We start from the raw sequence: 14979 nt of genomic DNA on the forward strand, positions 1-14979 counted from the left end.
AGAGCCGCACACGGAAGGCGACATCCGATGAGGGAGACGGTGGACGAAGCAGGCGAACGCCCCCCAGCCACAGGCTCGGCCCCGACCGGGCCGGCTCCCGGAAAGGGGAGTCCCACGCGGCGCAGGACCGCCTCGATGGCGGACGTGGCCCGCGTCGCGGGGGTGTCCTCCCAGACGGTCTCCCGCGTCTCCAACGGCTTCCCGGGTGTGAACGAGGAGACCAGGCGGCAGGTGCTCGCCGCGATGAAGGACCTCGGCTACCGCCCCAACAGCGCGGCACGCGCGCTCAAGCGCGGCGAGTTCCGCACCATCGGCGTCATCACCTTCACGCTCTCCACCACCGGGAACGTACGCACCCTGGAAGCCATCGCGACCTCGGCCGCCCAGGAGGGGTACGCGGTCACCCTGCTGCCGGTCGCGGTCCCCACCCAGGACGAGGTCCGGGGCGCCTTCTCACGCCTGGGCGAACTCGCCATCGACGCGGCCATCGTCATCATGGAGGTCCACCTCCTCGACGAGGCGCGCCTCTCGCTGCCGCCTCACGTGAAGGTCGTCGTCGCGGACTCCGACGCCGGGGACCGCTACTCCGTCGTCGACACCGACCAGGCGGGCGGCACCCGCGACGCCGTCAACCACCTTCTGGGCCTGGGGCATCGCACCGTCTGGCACCTGGCGGGTCCCGGGGACTCCTACGCGGCGCAGCGCCGGACGGACGCCTGGCGCGCCGCGCTGGAGAAGGAGGGGCGGGTGCCACCGCCCCTCGTACGAGGTGACTGGTCGGCGGAGTCCGGCTACCGGGCGGGGCTCCGTATCGCCGAACAGGCCGATTGCACCGCTGTGTTCGCCGCGAACGACCAGATGGCGCTCGGCCTGCTGCGCGCCCTCCACGAGCGCGGTCGCAGGGTACCCGAGGACGTCTCCGTCGTCGGTTTCGACGACATCGCCGAGGCCGGTTCCTTCCAGCCGCCGCTGACCACCGTCCACCAGGACTTCGCCGAAGTGGGCCGCCGCTGCGTCGCGGGTGTCCTGCACCAGATGCGGCAGAGCGGCCCCGAGCACGGGACGACCCTCGTACCGACGCGGCTCGTCCTGCGGGAGAGCACGGCTCCCCCGCCCGGGTAGGGCCGGGGCATCGGGGCTTCCCCGGCCCGGAGCGGCCTTCAGTCGCCGGACCTGCCCCAGAAGGCGATCACCGTGTTCGCCCCATCGGCGTCCTTCAACGGCCTGCACCACGCCGACCAACTCGGCATGTCCCACAGTCCGTCCGAGCCGGAGTGCTGTGCGGCGTCACGCTCCTGGGCTCGTGCGAAGTCCGCCAGGGTCGGCTCCACGGTCCCGAAGAGCTCGATGGATTCCTCGTCCGACAGCGGGCGCACGGTGTGGTCGTCGTCGTACGCCTCGGCGTCGATCAACTCCCACACGTCAATGACCGTGTGCGTTCCCTCGCTGCCGAAGGTCTCGTCCTCCCAGAGGTCGTCCAGGTCGTCGACCGAGGTGAACGGCTTACCCGGGGGTCGCAGCCCGTTCCCGTCCGTTCCGCGGACGAAGAGCCTCTCGAACTCCCTCTGCCGTACGGCGGCCAAGGCCGCCGCGACTCCTCCGGCACAAGGCTCGATGTACTGCCACGACGACGCGCCCACCCCAGATCCCGCCCTTCCCCGGTCCGTGACTGCCGGCATGGACTCTACCCGCCGGCTTCGGCGGCGCGGCGGGGCGTTCGCAGGCCGCCCGGCAGGGCCCCCGGCGCCGCGCCCACGGCTCGGGGAACCCGCTTCGGCCGGCCGGGCTTCCTTCGACGGAGGCGTCGCCGGTGCTCAGTATCCATGCGGCACCTGTCCCCGCGGCGCCGAGCACGAGCCCGGCGAGGAGGGGGAGGAGCACGGTCCTGGTGCGCTTGCGCGGCTGTTCCGGGGCCGTCGGTCCGGGGGCGGTGTGAGGCTGTGGTGGCTGCATCCGGGCAACGGGGTAGCGGGGTTCCCTCGTGCGCCGGGCCAGAGGATGGGCCTTGTCCTGTCCGCGCGGTACGGCGTGGGCGGCGCGTAACGGCCTTCCGGGCAGGGCGGGTTCACCGGAGAGAAGCCCGCGGGGGCGCGCCTGCGCAGGGCAGTGGCGAGGCGCTCGCCGGGATGGGCGTGGTCAGGGCGTCGCGGCCGACACCACGTAGACGACCGGCGACGCCGGGTCGGTCATGTTGACGGTGATGTTCTGGGTGGGCCGGGGGTCCTTGTTCTTGTGGGTCGTCCCGGCCCACTCGGCGCCGGACCAGAAGTTCCAGTCGGTGATCCGGATGTCCCGCTGGGAGATCGTGACCTTGCCGGTCTTCAGCGCCGCGCGGTCGGTGCCCATCCCGCTCAGGAAGCGGTCGAGACCGGCGGAGGTGGTCCGGAACTTGAGGTACATCCGGCTCGCCTTCCAGTTGTTGGTCTCGTAGTACTGCACACCGGTCGCGTTCCCCGGGACGGGCACCTCGAAGATCCGCCGCTGCATCCGCGACGGCCAGCTCGCGCGCAGCCCCTGGGCGGCCGCCTCGGCCTCCTTGTCCTTACCGGACCTGCGGCTCTGGCCGGCCGAGACCAGCAGGTAACCGGCCGGGATGCCGATCAGCAGCACGATGATGGTCGCGGTGATCAGTCGTCTGCGGAAGACCCGGCGCGGGTCCCGCACGGGCTCACCGTCCCCCGGTGCGCACTGGCGCGGCACCACGGGATGCTCGGCGGCTTCGGCGATCACGGTCCCTTCGGAACTCGGATGCTCGGCTGCGGTCATGATCTTCGGATCCCTCGGAGCTTCGGTACGCGGGCGGGGTTACGGGGCGGCCTGCGGCGGCCGGCGGGAGCGGGCTCCGCGCGGACCGCCCGGCGGTCAGTCGCCGGTACGGGCGCTCCGCGTGCTGCGCAGGGTGCTCGCGGCCTGGTCGTAGATCTGGGCGTAGCGCTCGTACCGCTCGACCCGGCGGCGGTTGGCGCGGCGGAAGCGCCTGGCGACGAGCCGGGCGAGGTCGGCGGCCCCGACCATGCCGGCCTCGGGGCCCAGCTGCGCCCGGACGATCCGGGCCTCGGGGCGGTAGCCGCGGCCGGTGAGGTGGCGCTTGAAGGCGTCCCTGGCGGGGTTGATCAGCAGGTCGTCCGCGGCGCTGACGCCGCCGCCGATGACGAAGCAGGAGGGATCGAGCGCGGCGGCGAGGTTGGCGATGCCCACGCCGAGCCACTGGCCGATGTCCTGGAAGAGCTCGATGCACATCGCGTCACCCTCGCGGGCGAGCTCGGTGATGAGCGGCCCGGTGATCTCCGGGATGTTGCCCTTGACGCGCTCGATGAGGTTGTAGGCGACCGGGGAGTCGGCGGCGGCGAGCTCCTTGGCCTCGCGGACCAGGGCGTTGCCGGAGCTGTACTGCTCCCAGCAGCCCCGGTTGCCGCAGGGGCAGCGGTGGCCGCCGGGGACCACCTGCATGTGCCCGAACTCGCCGGCCACGCCGTACTTGCCCCGCTTGACCTGCCCGTCCTCCAGGATCGCGCCGCCGATGCCCGTGCCGAGGGTGATCATCACCAGGTGGTCCTCGCCCCGGCCGGCGCCGAAGCGCCATTCCGCCCAGGCGGCGGTGTTGGCGTCGTTGTCGACCATGACGGGGACGACGAGGCGGGAGGCCAGGGCGTCGCGGAGCGGTTCGTCGCGCCAGGCGAGGTGCGGGGCGAAGAGCACCTTGGAGCGGTCCGCGTCGACCCAGCCGGCCGCGCCGATGCCGACGGCGTGGACGTCGTGGCGGTCGGAGAGGTCCAGCACCAGTTCGACGATGGTGTCCTCGACGACCCGGGGGCTCTTGGATTTGTCCGGCGTCTCGGTGCGGAGCTGTTCCAGGATGTTGCCGTCCGCGTCGACGACGCCGGCCATCACCTTGGTGCCGCCGATGTCGATGCCGACGGTGGGGACGCGGGGCGCCGTCAGGTGGGAGCGCCGCTCCCTCGTACCGACGGTCTTGAGGACGGTGGCGCGGGCGGAGCCGCGGTGGGTGAAGTCGCGGTACGTGCTCATCGTCCCTGCGGTGTCTGGGGTGGCCGGCGGGTCAGTGCTGCCGGCGGCGGACGGCGCCCACCTCGATCGATTCTGCCACTGCCGTCCGCCCCGAGCCGCCTCGACGGTTCGCCGAGGCGGTGGCGCCGCCCGGTCACTCGGTGTCGTCGTCCACCGGGTGACCGCCGATGGAGGTCGGCGAGGGCGCCCGCTCCAGCTCGTGGCTGAGCTCGTCGAGCTCGCTGCCGCCCGCCATCTGCCGGGTCAGCTCGTCGAGCGTGACGTCGTTCTTGGTGTGGCTGCCGGCCATCGCGCCGCGCTTGAGGAGGACGAACCGGTCGCCGACGAGGTAGGCGTGGTGCGGGTTGTGCGTGATGAGGACCACGCCGAGTCCGGCGTCGCGGGCCGCCGCGACGTACTTCAGGACGACTCCGGACTGCTTGACGCCGAGGGCCGCCGTGGGCTCGTCCAGGACGAGGACCTTGGCGCCGAAGTGGACGGCCCGCGCGATGGCCACGCACTGCCGCTCTCCACCGGAGAGGGTGCCGATCGGCTGGTCGACGTCGCGCAGGTCGATGCCCATGCGGAGCAGTTCGGCGCGGGTCGTCTCGCGCATCAGCCGGACGTCCAGGCGCTTGAACGGGCCGGAGCCGGTGGTGGGCTCCGAGCCGAGGAAGAAGTTGCGCCAGACCGGCATGAGGGGGACGACGGCGAGGTCCTGGTAGACCGTGGCGATGCCCCGGTCCAGGGCGTCACGGGGGTTGGCGAGGGTGGTCTCCTCGCCGTCGATCCGGAAGGCGCCCTCGTCGTGCCGGTGCAGTCCGGCGATGATCTTGATGAGCGTGGACTTGCCGGCGCCGTTGTCACCGAGCACGCAGGTGATCTCGCCCGCGTGGACCTCCAGCGAGACGTCGGTCAGGGCCTTGATGCTGCCGTAGAACTTGCTGACGTGGTCGAGCTGGACCAGCGCCTGGGGGGCCGTCGCCCGGTCGTCCGGGGCCGTCATGTCGTCGCCTCCGCGCGCTTGCGTACCCATGCGTTGAGCAGGGTGGCCAGGAGCAGCATCGCTCCGAGGAAGAACTTGAACCAGTCCGGGTTCCACTCGGCGTAGACGATGCCCTTGCTGGTCATGCCGAAGATGATCGCGCCGACTGCCGAGCCGATGGCGGAGCCGTAGCCGCCGGTGATCAGGCAGCCGCCGATGACGGCCGCGATGATGTAGATCAGCTCGTTGCCGACGCCCTCGCCGGACTGGACCACGTCGTAGCTGAAGAGCAGGTGCTGGCCGGACACCCAGGCGGCGAACGCCACCCCGAGGTAGAGGCCGATCTTGGTGCGGATCACCGGGACGCCGACCGCGCGGGCCGCGCTCTCGTCGCCGCCGACCGCGAAGATCCAGTTGCCGAAGCGGGTACGGAGCAGGATCCAGGTGGCGACGGCGACCAGGCCCGCCCACCAGAGGATCGTCACCTTCAGTTCGACGTCCCCGAGCGTGAGCTGCGAGGCGAAGAGGGCGTGGGCGGAGTCGAAGCCCCACATGTCACCGATCGCCTTGGTCGACACCGTGTCGCTGATGAGCTTGGTGACGCCGAGGTTGAGTCCGGTCAGCATGAGGAAGGTGCCGAGGGTGATGATGAAGCTCGGCAGCTTCGTCCGGGTCAGCATGAACCCGTTGAACGCCCCGAAGCCCAGGGTGACCAGCAGCGAGACGAAGACACCGACCCAGACGTTGGCCGTCATCTGGTAGCTGAACATCGAGGAGACCAGCGCCGAGCTGGTCACCATGACGCCGGCCGAGAGGTCGAACTCCCCGCCGATCATCAGCAGCGCGACCGGCGCGGCCATGATCCCGATGGTCGAGGCCGCGTAGAGCACGGTGCCGAAGCTGGACAGCTGGAGGAAGCTGTCCGCGACCACGGCGAAGAACAGGAAGACGGCGAGGGCGCCGACGATCGAGCCGAGTTCGGGACGGCCGAGGAGCCTGCGCAGCGGTGAGGTGCGCAGCAGCCGCTCGTCGGTCCCGCCCGGCGCCGGGGCGGGGGCCGTGGTTCCCGTCATCGGGTGCCCCGGGCGGTGTACTCGGCGAGTTCGTCGGCGTCGGCGGCCGTGATGATCTGCGGGCCGGTGAGGACGGGCTGGCCGCCGCCGAGGACGTTGCGGTTGAAGCGGTAGAGCCAGAGCAGGTCGATGGCCTCGTAGCCCTGGAGGTAGGGCTGCTGGTCGACGGCGAAGCCGAGGGTCTCGGCCTTGAGCCCGGCGGCGACCTTGGCGTTCAGGTCGAAGGTGTCGATCTCGGCGCCGCTGCCGGCGGACTTCTTGGCCTTGACTGCGGCGTCGGCGAAGGGGGCGCCGAGGGTGACGACGGCGTCGATGCTCTTGTCGGTCTGGAGCTTCGCCTCGATGGACGCCTGGACGTCGGGCATGTTGGTGCCGTCGACGTAGAGGTTGGTGGTCTTGCCGTCGAAGTTCTTCTTCACACCGGCGCAGCGCTGCTCGTGGCCGACGTTGCCCTGTTCGTGCAGCACGCAGAGGGCGTTCTCGCGGCCGCGCGCGTTCAGCTCGTCGCCGACCGCTTCGCCGGCGATCGACTCGTCCTGGCCGATGTGGGTGATCGCGCCGTAGGCCTTGGACTCGGCGGAGCCCGAGTTCACGGTGATCACCGGGATGCCGGCCTTGGTCGCCTTGGCGAGGACGTCCTTCATCGCCTCCGGCTTGGCGAGCGAGACGACGATTCCGTCGACCTTCTTGTCGATCGCGGCCTGGACGAGCTGCGCCTGCTGCTGCGCTTCGTCGTTGTGCGAGTACAGGAAGTTGATGTTGTCCTTGCCGGCCGCCTCCTCGGCGCCCTTCTGGACGATGTCCCAGAAGGTGTCGCCATCACCCGAGTGGGTGATCATGGCGAACGTCCAGCGGGGCGTGTTCACGGCCGAATGGCCTTCGGAGGCGGCCTGGGATGCTGCCGCGCGTTCCTCCGCCCGCCTGCCGCCGGTGCTGCTGCATCCCGCGAGGGAGGCCCCGAGCACCACTGCCAGCACGGCGCCCATCGCGCGTACCCCTGTCCGAACCCTTGCCACGAAGCCGTGCCCTTCTTGTGCCGCTCACTGTGCCGCCTGGTGCGCCGCGGACGTGTGGAGTCCCGGCCCGGCTGCCCAAGTATCCCCGAGGTTCGACGGGCGGCACCCGGCAGGGCCCGGGCAAATGAATGTGTCGCGCGGGCGCACCGGTGAATTCCCAGGTCGCGGGGGGCTGCTGTGGCGGGCCCGGCCCTTTGCACGTGCTTGACACGGCGACAGGGCGGACGCCACGGTGAGGCCATGCGTATCGGACTGGTCGGAACGGGACGTATCGGGACCTTCCATGCGGAGGCGCTCAGCCGTCATCCCGCGGTGGGTTCACTCGTCGTGGCGGACGTCGATCCCGCGCACGCGGCGGCCGCGGCGGCCCGTACCGGCGCGACGGCGGTGGGGGTCGACGAGGTCTTCGCCGGCGGGGTGGACGCGGTGGTGATCGCGTCGGCCACGGCCGCCCACGCCGGTCTGATCGGCCGCGCGGCCCGTGCCGGACTGCCCGCGTTCTGCGAGAAGCCCGTCGCCCTGGACCTGCCGGGGACACTGGCCGCGCTGGCGGAGGTGGAGGCGGCGGGGTCGGTGCTCCAGCTCGGCTTCATGCGCCGCTTCGACGCCGGGTACCGCGCCGCGCGCGAGGCGGTCCGCGAGGGGCGGCTCGGCCGGCTGCACACGGTGCGGGCCGTCACCTCCGATCCCGCCCCGCCGCCCGCCGCCTACCTCCCGCTCTCCGGGGGGCTCTTCCGCGACTGCCTGATCCACGACTTCGACATGGTGCGGTGGGTGACCGGCCGCGAGGTGAGCGAGGTGTACGCCACCGGGTCGGACGCCGGCCCGGCCGCCTTCCGCGAGGCGGGCGACGTGTCGAGCGCCGCCGCGCTGCTGACCCTGGACGACGGGACCCTGGTGACGGCCACGGCGACCCGGTGCAACGGCGCCGGGTACGACGTACGGATGGAGCTGGCGGGTGAGCTGGACCAGATCGCCGTGGGCCTGGACGACCGCGCCCCGCTCACCTCGGTCGAGCCGGGGGGCCCGGACGCCCCGCTGAAGGCCTGGCCCGGCTTCCTGGAGCGGTTCGCCCCGGCGTACGAGGCCGAGCTCGACGCCTTCGTCCGGCTGGCGGCGGGCCGGGCGGCCAATCCGTGCGACGGCCGGGAAGCCCTGGCGGCGCTGCGGATCGCCGAGGCGTGCGAGCGCTCGCGGCGGGAGCGGCGCCCGGTGGCGCTCGCCGAGATCCCCTTCGGCTGACCGGCCCCGGGGCGGCTCTACCAGGCGATCGGCAGGTGCTCGGGGCCCCGGATCAGCATTCCGGTACGCCAGACGAGCCGCTCCGGACCGGTGTCCAGCCGTAGTCCGGGGCAGCGCGCCAGCAGCGAGCCGATCGCCACCCTCGCCTCGACGCGGGCGAGCGGTGCGCCGAGGCAGTAGTGGATGCCGTGGCCGAAGGAGACGTGGCCGCGCGCGTCGCGGGTGATGTCGAATCGTTCCGCGCCCTCGAAACGGGCGGGGTCCCGGTTGGCGTCCGCCATCGCGACGAGCACGAGCTCGCCGCCGCCCGGGATCACGGAGCCGCCGACGTCGAGCGGCCCGGTGGTGAAGCGAAACGTCGGGGTCTCGACGGGGCTGTCGTAGCGCAGGATCTCCTCCACCGCGTTGCCGAGCAGCCCGGGGTCCGCGCGCAGGGCCGCCAACTGGTCAGGATGGGCGAGGAGATGGAGTACCCCGTTGGTGATGAGGTTGACGGTGGTCTCGTGTCCGGCGACGAGCAACAGCCAGGCCATGCCCGCCAGTTCGTCACCGGACAGCCGGTCCCCCTCCTCGTCCGCGGTGTGGATCAGCGCGCTCATCAGGTCGTCGCCCGGCTTCTTGCGCTTGTCGTCGAGCATCGTGGCGATGTACGCGTTCATCGCGGCGGCTGCGCGCCGGCGCGTCTCGGCGTCGGTGGAGGAGAGGGCGGTGTTGGACCACTCCCGAAAGCTCACCCGGTCCATGTCGGGCACGCCGAGCAGCTCGCATATCACCGCCATGGGCAGCGGGAACGACAGCGCGTCGACGAGATCGGTGCGTCGGTCGGGCTCCGCCAGCATCGCGTCCAACAGCTGGTCCGTCATGCTCTGTACGCGCGGTACGAGTTGCTCCATCCGGCGCGGGGTGAACTCGCGGCTGACCAGCTTGCGGAGCCGGGTGTGGTCCGGTGCGTCCGAACTGAGCATCGACCTCCCGGCCGTCATCTGATGGAGGTCGAGGAGCGGCGAGGCGTTCCCCCACTCCTTGGACAGCCGCTGGTCGGCGAGGAGTTCGCGTCCTGCTTCGTATCCCACCACGAGCCAGGCGGGCGTTCCGTCGGGCAGGACCACCCGGTGGACCGGTCCCCGGGCGCGGAGTTCGGCGTAAGTGGGGTACGGGTCCCGGGTGAACGCCTCGCCCAGTGCGCCGAGATCCAGTATCGCTTCGGTGGTCACTGCGGTTCCTTTCGGAGGTCCGGCCGCGCCGACCGGGTGCGGACCGTAGCCGGCGCGTGACGGCAGCGGGAGCGGCCCGCCCTCGTGCGAGTCCCTACCTCACTGCTGGGCGGTCCAACCCTCCGAGCCTCGGACGCGGTTGCACTTGGCCGGTTCAGACCCGTGCGCCGCGCCGCCCCCAGGCCGTTCCGGCCAGCACCAGTACGGCGCCCACCGCACCGACCGCTCCGAGCCGCTCGCCCCCGATCGCGATGCCGACCGCGGCGGCCCACAGGGGTTCCGTACCCAGCAGCAGGCTGACCCGGGACGGCGAGGTGCGCCGGACCGCCCACATCTGCACGAAGAACGCGAAGAGCGTGCAGAAGGCCGCGAGGAACAGCAGGCCCGCCCACTCCCCCGCACCGAAGTCGGCGGCCACGGTCCAGGGCGCGGTGCCGGTACCGGGCGCGGCGGCGAGCACGGCGAAGACGGCCACCGCGGCGCCCAGCTGGACGGTGGTCAGGGGGAGCGAGTCGGCCGACCGGACCGCCTTGAGCCGGGCCATCGCGAGGACGTGGACCGTACGGGCGAGCGCGGCGAGCAGCATCAGCAGGTCGCCGCCGGACGGGCTGGTGAACCCTCCGCCCTGCGTCAGCAGCAGCACGCCCACGACCGAGAGCCCGGCGGCGAGGAGGAAGCGGCCGGTCGGGCGGGTGCGGGTCACCGCCGACTCCGCGAGCGGGGTGAAGATCATGGTGAGGCTGATGATGAGCCCGGCGTTGGTGGCCGAGGTGTGCACGATTCCGTACGTCTCCAGCAGGAAGATCCCGCTGAGGATCAGCCCGAGCAGCCCCGCGCCCCGCCACTGGGCCGCGGTCAGGGCCCGCAGCCCACGCGCTCCGGCGACGGCCAGAACGGGCAGCACGACCGCGAAGCGCAAGACGAGGACCGCGACGACGGTCTGCGGGGTGGTGATGCCCTTGGCGGCGAGGTAGCTCGATCCCCAGACGACGGCGACCGCCAGTACGGGCAGGTCGGTCGACCAGGCGGAACGGGACGGGGCGACGGCGGGCACGGCGACAGCGGACACCTGGTACTCCTGGATTCTCCATGACGGGACACGAGCGTGGAGACCTCGCTGGCTCGCACACCGACCGGCCCACGCTACCGGGCGCCACTCCCGCGCGGAACCCGCTTTTCCGGGCCGCGCTCACCCGTTCGCCCCGCCCCGGTACGCCACTCCCCCGCCCCGCACGCGGCCTCTCCCCCCGCGACCTGCCCGGAGCCACCGGGCGTCCTACCCTGGCGGCACCGGTACGGGTCCCGGATTCAAGATCACGAATCATGGACACACGGACCACGGACGCACGGACCACGGACATACCGATCACCGATCACCGATCACCGAAAGGACGATCATGAGCGCCGCCCCTCAGCTCCCCCTCCTGGACCACCGCACCCTCCCCGCGGTCGGTCTCGGCACCTATCCCCTGGACGACGAGGAGGCGGAGAAGGCGGTCGCCGGGGCGCTGGGCCTCGGCTACCGGCTCGTCGACTCGGCGAAGAACTACGGCAACGAGCGCGGCACCGGACGCGGGATCGCCCGCAGCGGCGTGCCTCGCGAGGAGATCACCGTCACCACCAAGGTGCCGGGCCGCCACCACGGCTACGAAGAGACGCTGGCCTCCTTCGAGGAGTCGCGGGCCGCGCTCGGCGTCGAGTACGTCGACCTCTATCTCATCCACTGGCCGCTGCCGCGGGTGGACAAGTACGTGGACACCTGGAAGGCGATGATCAAGCTCCGCGAGGACGGGCTGATCCGCTCCATCGGCGTCTCCAACTTCACCCCCGCGCAGCTCGACCGGCTGGAGCGGGAGACCGGGGTGCTGCCCGTGGTCAACCAGATCGAGCTGCATCCGCTGCTTCCCCAGGACGAGTTGAGGGAAGTGCACGCGGCGAAGGGCATCGTCACGGAGGCCTGGAGTCCGCTGGCGCGCGGACGCGAGGTGCTGGAGGCGACGGAGACCGTGGCCATCGCCCGCGAGCACGGGGTGACGCCCGGACAGGTGGTCCTGCGCTGGCACACCCAGCTGGGGGTCGTACCGATCCCGAAGTCGGCCGACCCCGGGCGGCAGCGGGAGAACCTGGACCTCTTCGGTTTCGAGCTGACGACGGACCAGATGGACCGGATCGGCTCGGGAGACCGGCACCGGTTCGGCGGCGACCCGGACGACCACGAGGAGTTCTGAACCGAGACCGGCGGGTCGCGGAATCCGACGGTTCACGTGGCTGGAACCCGCTGCCGAGGTACGGGTTCCGGGCGAAGCCCGCGGTTCCTGCTTCGGGGGAGTCGGCGAGCGACGAGCCGCCGTCTGGGACGCCGGCGCACTGGTACTGGTCCTGGGGCCGCCGGGCGAGGAGATGGGGAAGTGGCTCTCCGGGGCGGTGCCGAAAGTCCCGCCCGCCCGGCCCTGGGGCGGCTGGGCGCACGAAGGAGTCCGGGCGAGGACGGGTTCGAGGCCGTGGGGCTGGACCGCCACCGGAACCTGGAGGACTGGACTTCCCGTGCCTGCCAAGGCGTGTCCGGAGAGTGGCGCCGTCCTCGCCGAGGCCGGACAGACGGGACCTTCGAGACACGGCCGAGTGCCGCGCCCGGCAACGTCCGCCCCATGGGGAGCGGTGTGTGGTGGCCGCTTCCTCGTCCGTACGGACCTCCGTACGGACGACACGGCGGCCGGAGTTCTATTCTGCGCGGATGACGCATGAGACCGAGCTGACGTCCCCCGTCGACCTCTGCCTCCCCGGCGGACGGTTGAACCCCGCGGCGGTCGGCTGGACCCGGCGCCCCCTGCACACCGCCAACCTGCGCGGCTGGGGCAGGGGGAAGCGCTGGGAGTACTGGGGCGTCGTCACGCCGGACCACGTGGTCGGCCTGGTCGTCTCGTCACTGGACTACGCGGGTGTGCACGGGCTCTACGTGCTGGACCGGTCGACCGGCGTCGAGCACAGCACCGACGTGGTGGCACCACTGGCCCGCGGCACGGTGCTGCCCGCGCGCAGCGGGGAGGGCGAGGTCTCGGCGCGGGCCGGCAAGCTGGAGATCGCTGTCGCGCAGGCACCGGACGGCACCACGATCCGCGCGACGGCGCCCGGGGTGCGCCTCGACGTGGAGGTGCCGTTGCCCGAGGGGCACGAATCGCTCGGGGTGGTCGTGCCGTGGAGCGGCAAGCGGTTCCAGTACACCGTCAAGGACGTCGGCCGCCCGGTGCACGGCACGCTGTCGGTGCGGGGACGGACCTACGAGGTGGGCGGCCCGGAGGCGTTCGCGGTACTGGATCACGGGCGCGGCAAGTGGCCGTACGCGGTTCGGTGGAACTGGGCGGCGGGCGCGGCCCCGGGGCGCGCGCTCCAGCTGGGCGGCGAGTGGACCGACGGCACCGGCAGCACCGAGAACGCCCTGTTCGTCGACGGCCGCCTGCACAAGATCGGCGAGGATCTCCGCTGGAGCTACGACCGGCGGGACTGGATGCGTCCGTGGCACATCGCCGGTGAGCGGGTGGACGTGTGGTTCCGTCCGTTCCACGAGAGGCGCGGCCGGACGAATCTGCTGGTCGTCGCGAACGAGACGCACCAGTGCTTCGGCACCTTCAGCGGCTGGGCCATGACCGACGACGGGACGAGGACGGATCTCGACGGGCTGGTCGGCTGGGCCGAGGAGGCGCGCAACCGGTGGTAGCGCCCGAGGCGTTACCCTGCGGCGAGGGGCCGACGGGAGCGCCCGGGGTTCCGGGCGCGCGCACGCACCGCCGCGTTCCCGTCAGCGGTTGACGGGTGTCACCTCCGCCATCCGGGACCAGCCCTCGCCCGGGACCTCGACGTTGATGATCTCGGGGATCTCGGCGACCAGGGACGACATCGTCTTGATGGCGGCCTGGAAATGGGCGGACTTCACGTGCTCCTCCCCCGCCTCGGCCGACGCGAAGGCTTCGAGCAGCACGAACTGGTTGGGGTTCTCCACGCTGTACGACCAGTCGAAGAACAGGTTCCCCGGCTCGGACCGGGTGGCGACGGTGAACTCCTCCACTGCGGGGAGCCAGTTGTCGCGTTCGGCGACGAGCACGGTGAACTTGACGGCGATGAAGATCATGGCTGCTCCTGGTCGGGGCGTACGGTGACGGGCCGCCGGGCGTCGGAGGCCCGGCGGCACCGACCAGGGTGGCATATCGCCCCGTGACGAACCTTTCGGGCACACCGGTCCGCGCCCACCGCCTCCGACCGCCCCGACCGCCTCCGCTTCCGTGCGTGCGGCCGCTCAGCCGCCCAGCTCGTGGTGACGGGCCGCCAGCCGGCGTGCCCCGGCCTCGGTGAGGGAGCCGAAGAGGCGCAGTCGCGAGATCCCGCCGTCCGGGAAGATGTCGATGCGCACCCGGGTGGCACGGACCGGGGCTTCCAGGAGGAAGCGGTGGTTGGTGTCGGGCTGGAGGCGGGTCCGGGGCAGGAACTCGGTCCACACCTCGCCGTCGCCGTCCGCTCCCGCCGGGCCGTCGCTGAGCGAGAGCGTCGCCCAGCCGGCGGCGTTGCCCTTGAGGTAGGCGGTGTCGATCTCCACCGCCCGGATCTCCGCCTGCGCGGGCAGCGTGTAGCGGATCCAGTCGTTGCCCCGGTCCCGGCGGCGGCGGGTCTCCCAGCCGTCGTCCATCCGCCGGGAGCGACCGGGCTGGATGCTGTTGGTGGCCGGGGAGTAGAAGCGGTCCGAGGCGTCCTCCACCCGGCCGCCGTTCTCCAGGGCCAGCAGGTCGAAGGTGCCGAGGGCGGTGAGCCAGGCGGGGTCGGGCGCGACCTCGCCGTGGACCCGGAGCCGGGCGATACCTCCGTCGGGGTGCTGGTTGACCCGTAGGTGGGTGAAGCGCTGTCTGGCGTCGACCGTGAAGCCGTTGGCCGCGTGACCTGCGATCTCCGTACGGGGCACCAGCGTCGTCCACTTCACGTCGGGCGCCAGCAGTTCTTCGGGCGAGGGCGAGCCGGGCAGGGAGGTGGCCTCCACGGAGACCGCACGGGGGTAGTTGCCGCGGAAGTGTGCGGTGTCGACGATCAGTCCCCGCACGACACCGGGGGCACCGAGCCGTACCAGCGCCCAGTCGTGGTCCTCGTCCTCGGGGTGCGGGCGGTCCGCACGCGCTCCGCGTCGGCGGCGGGTCTCCCAGCCGTCCATGATCTTGCCCTTGTGCCCGAAGCGTTCGGGGTCGAAGACGGCGGGCCCCGGCTTCAGCAGGTTCTCCCGCTCGGCGAAGAACTCGTCGTTGGCGGCGATCACCCCGGCGCCGAGCTGCCGTCCGGCGAGGTCCACGAGGTGGCCGAAGGGGAAACCGGCGGGGCCCGGGGTGCGGTAGTCGGCGTACGGATCGCCCCCCGCGTAGGGGAGGGCGTCTCCGGTCCAGCGCGGCGGGGCGGACTCCGTCATG

Annotated in this window: 14 protein-coding genes; 4 read left to right on the top strand and 10 right to left on the bottom strand. The window is 72.0% G+C overall.

Translation table 11 applies throughout. The annotated features are described in order from the left end of the window. The first annotated feature begins 27 nt into the window (after window positions 1-27). The gene (locus OHT52_RS03165) at window positions 28-1122 is read left to right on the top strand and encodes a LacI family DNA-binding transcriptional regulator (protein WP_443046473.1); all 1095 of its coding nucleotides are present in this window, start codon (window positions 28-30) and stop codon (window positions 1120-1122) included. A 38-nt stretch (window positions 1123-1160) separates the two neighbouring features. On the opposite strand, the gene OHT52_RS03170 is transcribed toward OHT52_RS03165, so the two are convergent. From OHT52_RS03170 to OHT52_RS03195, 6 genes are all read right to left on the bottom strand, one after another. Beyond that, window positions 1161-1583: a hypothetical protein gene (locus OHT52_RS03170; RefSeq protein ID WP_328718575.1), complete on the bottom strand. Its 423-nt coding sequence runs from the start codon at window positions 1581-1583 to the stop codon at window positions 1161-1163. A 553-nt stretch (window positions 1584-2136) separates the two neighbouring features. Next, window positions 2137-2766, bottom strand: a complete 630-nt coding sequence (locus OHT52_RS03175; RefSeq protein ID WP_328718576.1) for a hypothetical protein — start codon at window positions 2764-2766, stop codon at window positions 2137-2139. Between the two features lie 96 nt (window positions 2767-2862). Beyond that, on the bottom strand, window positions 2863-4029 hold the full coding sequence (locus OHT52_RS03180; protein WP_328718577.1) for an ROK family glucokinase: 1167 nt from the start codon (window positions 4027-4029) through the stop codon (window positions 2863-2865). A 133-nt stretch (window positions 4030-4162) separates the two neighbouring features. Continuing rightward, the gene (locus tag OHT52_RS03185) at window positions 4163-5014 is read right to left on the bottom strand and encodes an ATP-binding cassette domain-containing protein (RefSeq protein ID WP_328718578.1); all 852 of its coding nucleotides are present in this window, start codon (window positions 5012-5014) and stop codon (window positions 4163-4165) included. Next, complete coding sequence (locus OHT52_RS03190) at window positions 5011-6066, bottom strand: ABC transporter permease (protein WP_328718579.1); 1056 nt, start codon at window positions 6064-6066, stop codon at window positions 5011-5013. The genes OHT52_RS03185 and OHT52_RS03190 overlap by 4 nt, the downstream gene beginning before the upstream one ends. Then, window positions 6063-7082, bottom strand: a complete 1020-nt coding sequence (locus tag OHT52_RS03195; protein ID WP_443046474.1) for a sugar ABC transporter substrate-binding protein — start codon at window positions 7080-7082, stop codon at window positions 6063-6065. Before OHT52_RS03195 ends, OHT52_RS03190 begins: the two co-directional genes overlap by 4 nt. Window positions 7083-7322: 240 nt before the next feature. On the opposite strand from OHT52_RS03195, the gene OHT52_RS03200 reads away from it, so the two are divergent. Then, the gene (locus OHT52_RS03200; protein WP_328718580.1) at window positions 7323-8324 is read left to right on the top strand and encodes a Gfo/Idh/MocA family protein; all 1002 of its coding nucleotides are present in this window, start codon (window positions 7323-7325) and stop codon (window positions 8322-8324) included. Window positions 8325-8341: 17 nt separating this feature from the next. Here the strand turns inward: OHT52_RS03200 and OHT52_RS03205 are convergent, their stop codons facing one another. Next, on the bottom strand, window positions 8342-9538 hold the full coding sequence (locus OHT52_RS03205; RefSeq protein WP_328718582.1) for a cytochrome P450 family protein: 1197 nt from the start codon (window positions 9536-9538) through the stop codon (window positions 8342-8344). Between the two features lie 154 nt (window positions 9539-9692). Beyond that, on the bottom strand, window positions 9693-10607 hold the full coding sequence (locus tag OHT52_RS03210; RefSeq protein WP_328718583.1) for a DMT family transporter: 915 nt from the start codon (window positions 10605-10607) through the stop codon (window positions 9693-9695). A 328-nt stretch (window positions 10608-10935) separates the two neighbouring features. Here OHT52_RS03210 and OHT52_RS03215 point away from each other — a divergent pair, with 328 nt between their 5' ends. After that, window positions 10936-11766, top strand: a complete 831-nt coding sequence (locus OHT52_RS03215; RefSeq protein WP_328718584.1) for an aldo/keto reductase — start codon at window positions 10936-10938, stop codon at window positions 11764-11766. A gap of 506 nt (window positions 11767-12272) precedes the next feature. Then, window positions 12273-13253 carry a DUF2804 domain-containing protein gene (locus tag OHT52_RS03220; protein ID WP_328718585.1) on the top strand — a complete coding sequence of 327 codons (981 nt, stop codon included), beginning with the start codon at window positions 12273-12275 and terminating at the stop codon, window positions 13251-13253. Between the two features lie 81 nt (window positions 13254-13334). Here OHT52_RS03220 and OHT52_RS03225 read toward each other — a convergent pair whose 3' ends face one another. Together OHT52_RS03225 and alc are read right to left on the bottom strand one after the other, a co-directional pair. Then, on the bottom strand, window positions 13335-13664 hold the full coding sequence (locus OHT52_RS03225) for a putative quinol monooxygenase (protein WP_328718586.1): 330 nt from the start codon (window positions 13662-13664) through the stop codon (window positions 13335-13337). Between the two features lie 165 nt (window positions 13665-13829). After that, a complete protein-coding gene (alc, locus tag OHT52_RS03230; protein ID WP_328718587.1) occupies window positions 13830-14978 on the bottom strand; it encodes an allantoicase in 1149 nt (382 codons plus the stop codon). Window position 14979: the final 1 nt, after the last annotated feature.

This window comes from Streptomyces sp. NBC_00247 (genome assembly GCF_036188265.1).
GTDB lineage: Bacteria > Actinomycetota > Actinomycetes > Streptomycetales > Streptomycetaceae > Streptomyces.

What these genes read in the sequence shown, in the direction of transcription:
- OHT52_RS03165 (WP_443046473.1), top strand. Translation starts at nt 28, where the DNA reads ATGAGGGAGACGGTGGACGAAGCAGGCGAACGCCCCCCAGCCACAGGC.
- OHT52_RS03175 (WP_328718576.1), bottom strand. Translation starts at nt 2,766, where the DNA reads ATGACCGCAGCCGAGCATCCGAGTTCCGAAGGGACCGTGATCGCCGAA.
- OHT52_RS03180 (WP_328718577.1), bottom strand. Translation starts at nt 4,029, where the DNA reads ATGAGCACGTACCGCGACTTCACCCACCGCGGCTCCGCCCGCGCCACC.
- OHT52_RS03185 (WP_328718578.1), bottom strand. Translation starts at nt 5,014, where the DNA reads ATGACGGCCCCGGACGACCGGGCGACGGCCCCCCAGGCGCTGGTCCAG.
- OHT52_RS03190 (WP_328718579.1), bottom strand. Translation starts at nt 6,066, where the DNA reads ATGACGGGAACCACGGCCCCCGCCCCGGCGCCGGGCGGGACCGACGAG.
- OHT52_RS03200 (WP_328718580.1), top strand. Translation starts at nt 7,323, where the DNA reads ATGCGTATCGGACTGGTCGGAACGGGACGTATCGGGACCTTCCATGCG.
- OHT52_RS03215 (WP_328718584.1), top strand. Translation starts at nt 10,936, where the DNA reads ATGAGCGCCGCCCCTCAGCTCCCCCTCCTGGACCACCGCACCCTCCCC.
- OHT52_RS03220 (WP_328718585.1), top strand. Translation starts at nt 12,273, where the DNA reads ATGACGCATGAGACCGAGCTGACGTCCCCCGTCGACCTCTGCCTCCCC.
- OHT52_RS03225 (WP_328718586.1), bottom strand. Translation starts at nt 13,664, where the DNA reads ATGATCTTCATCGCCGTCAAGTTCACCGTGCTCGTCGCCGAACGCGAC.
- alc (WP_328718587.1), bottom strand. Translation starts at nt 14,978, where the DNA reads ATGACGGAGTCCGCCCCGCCGCGCTGGACCGGAGACGCCCTCCCCTAC.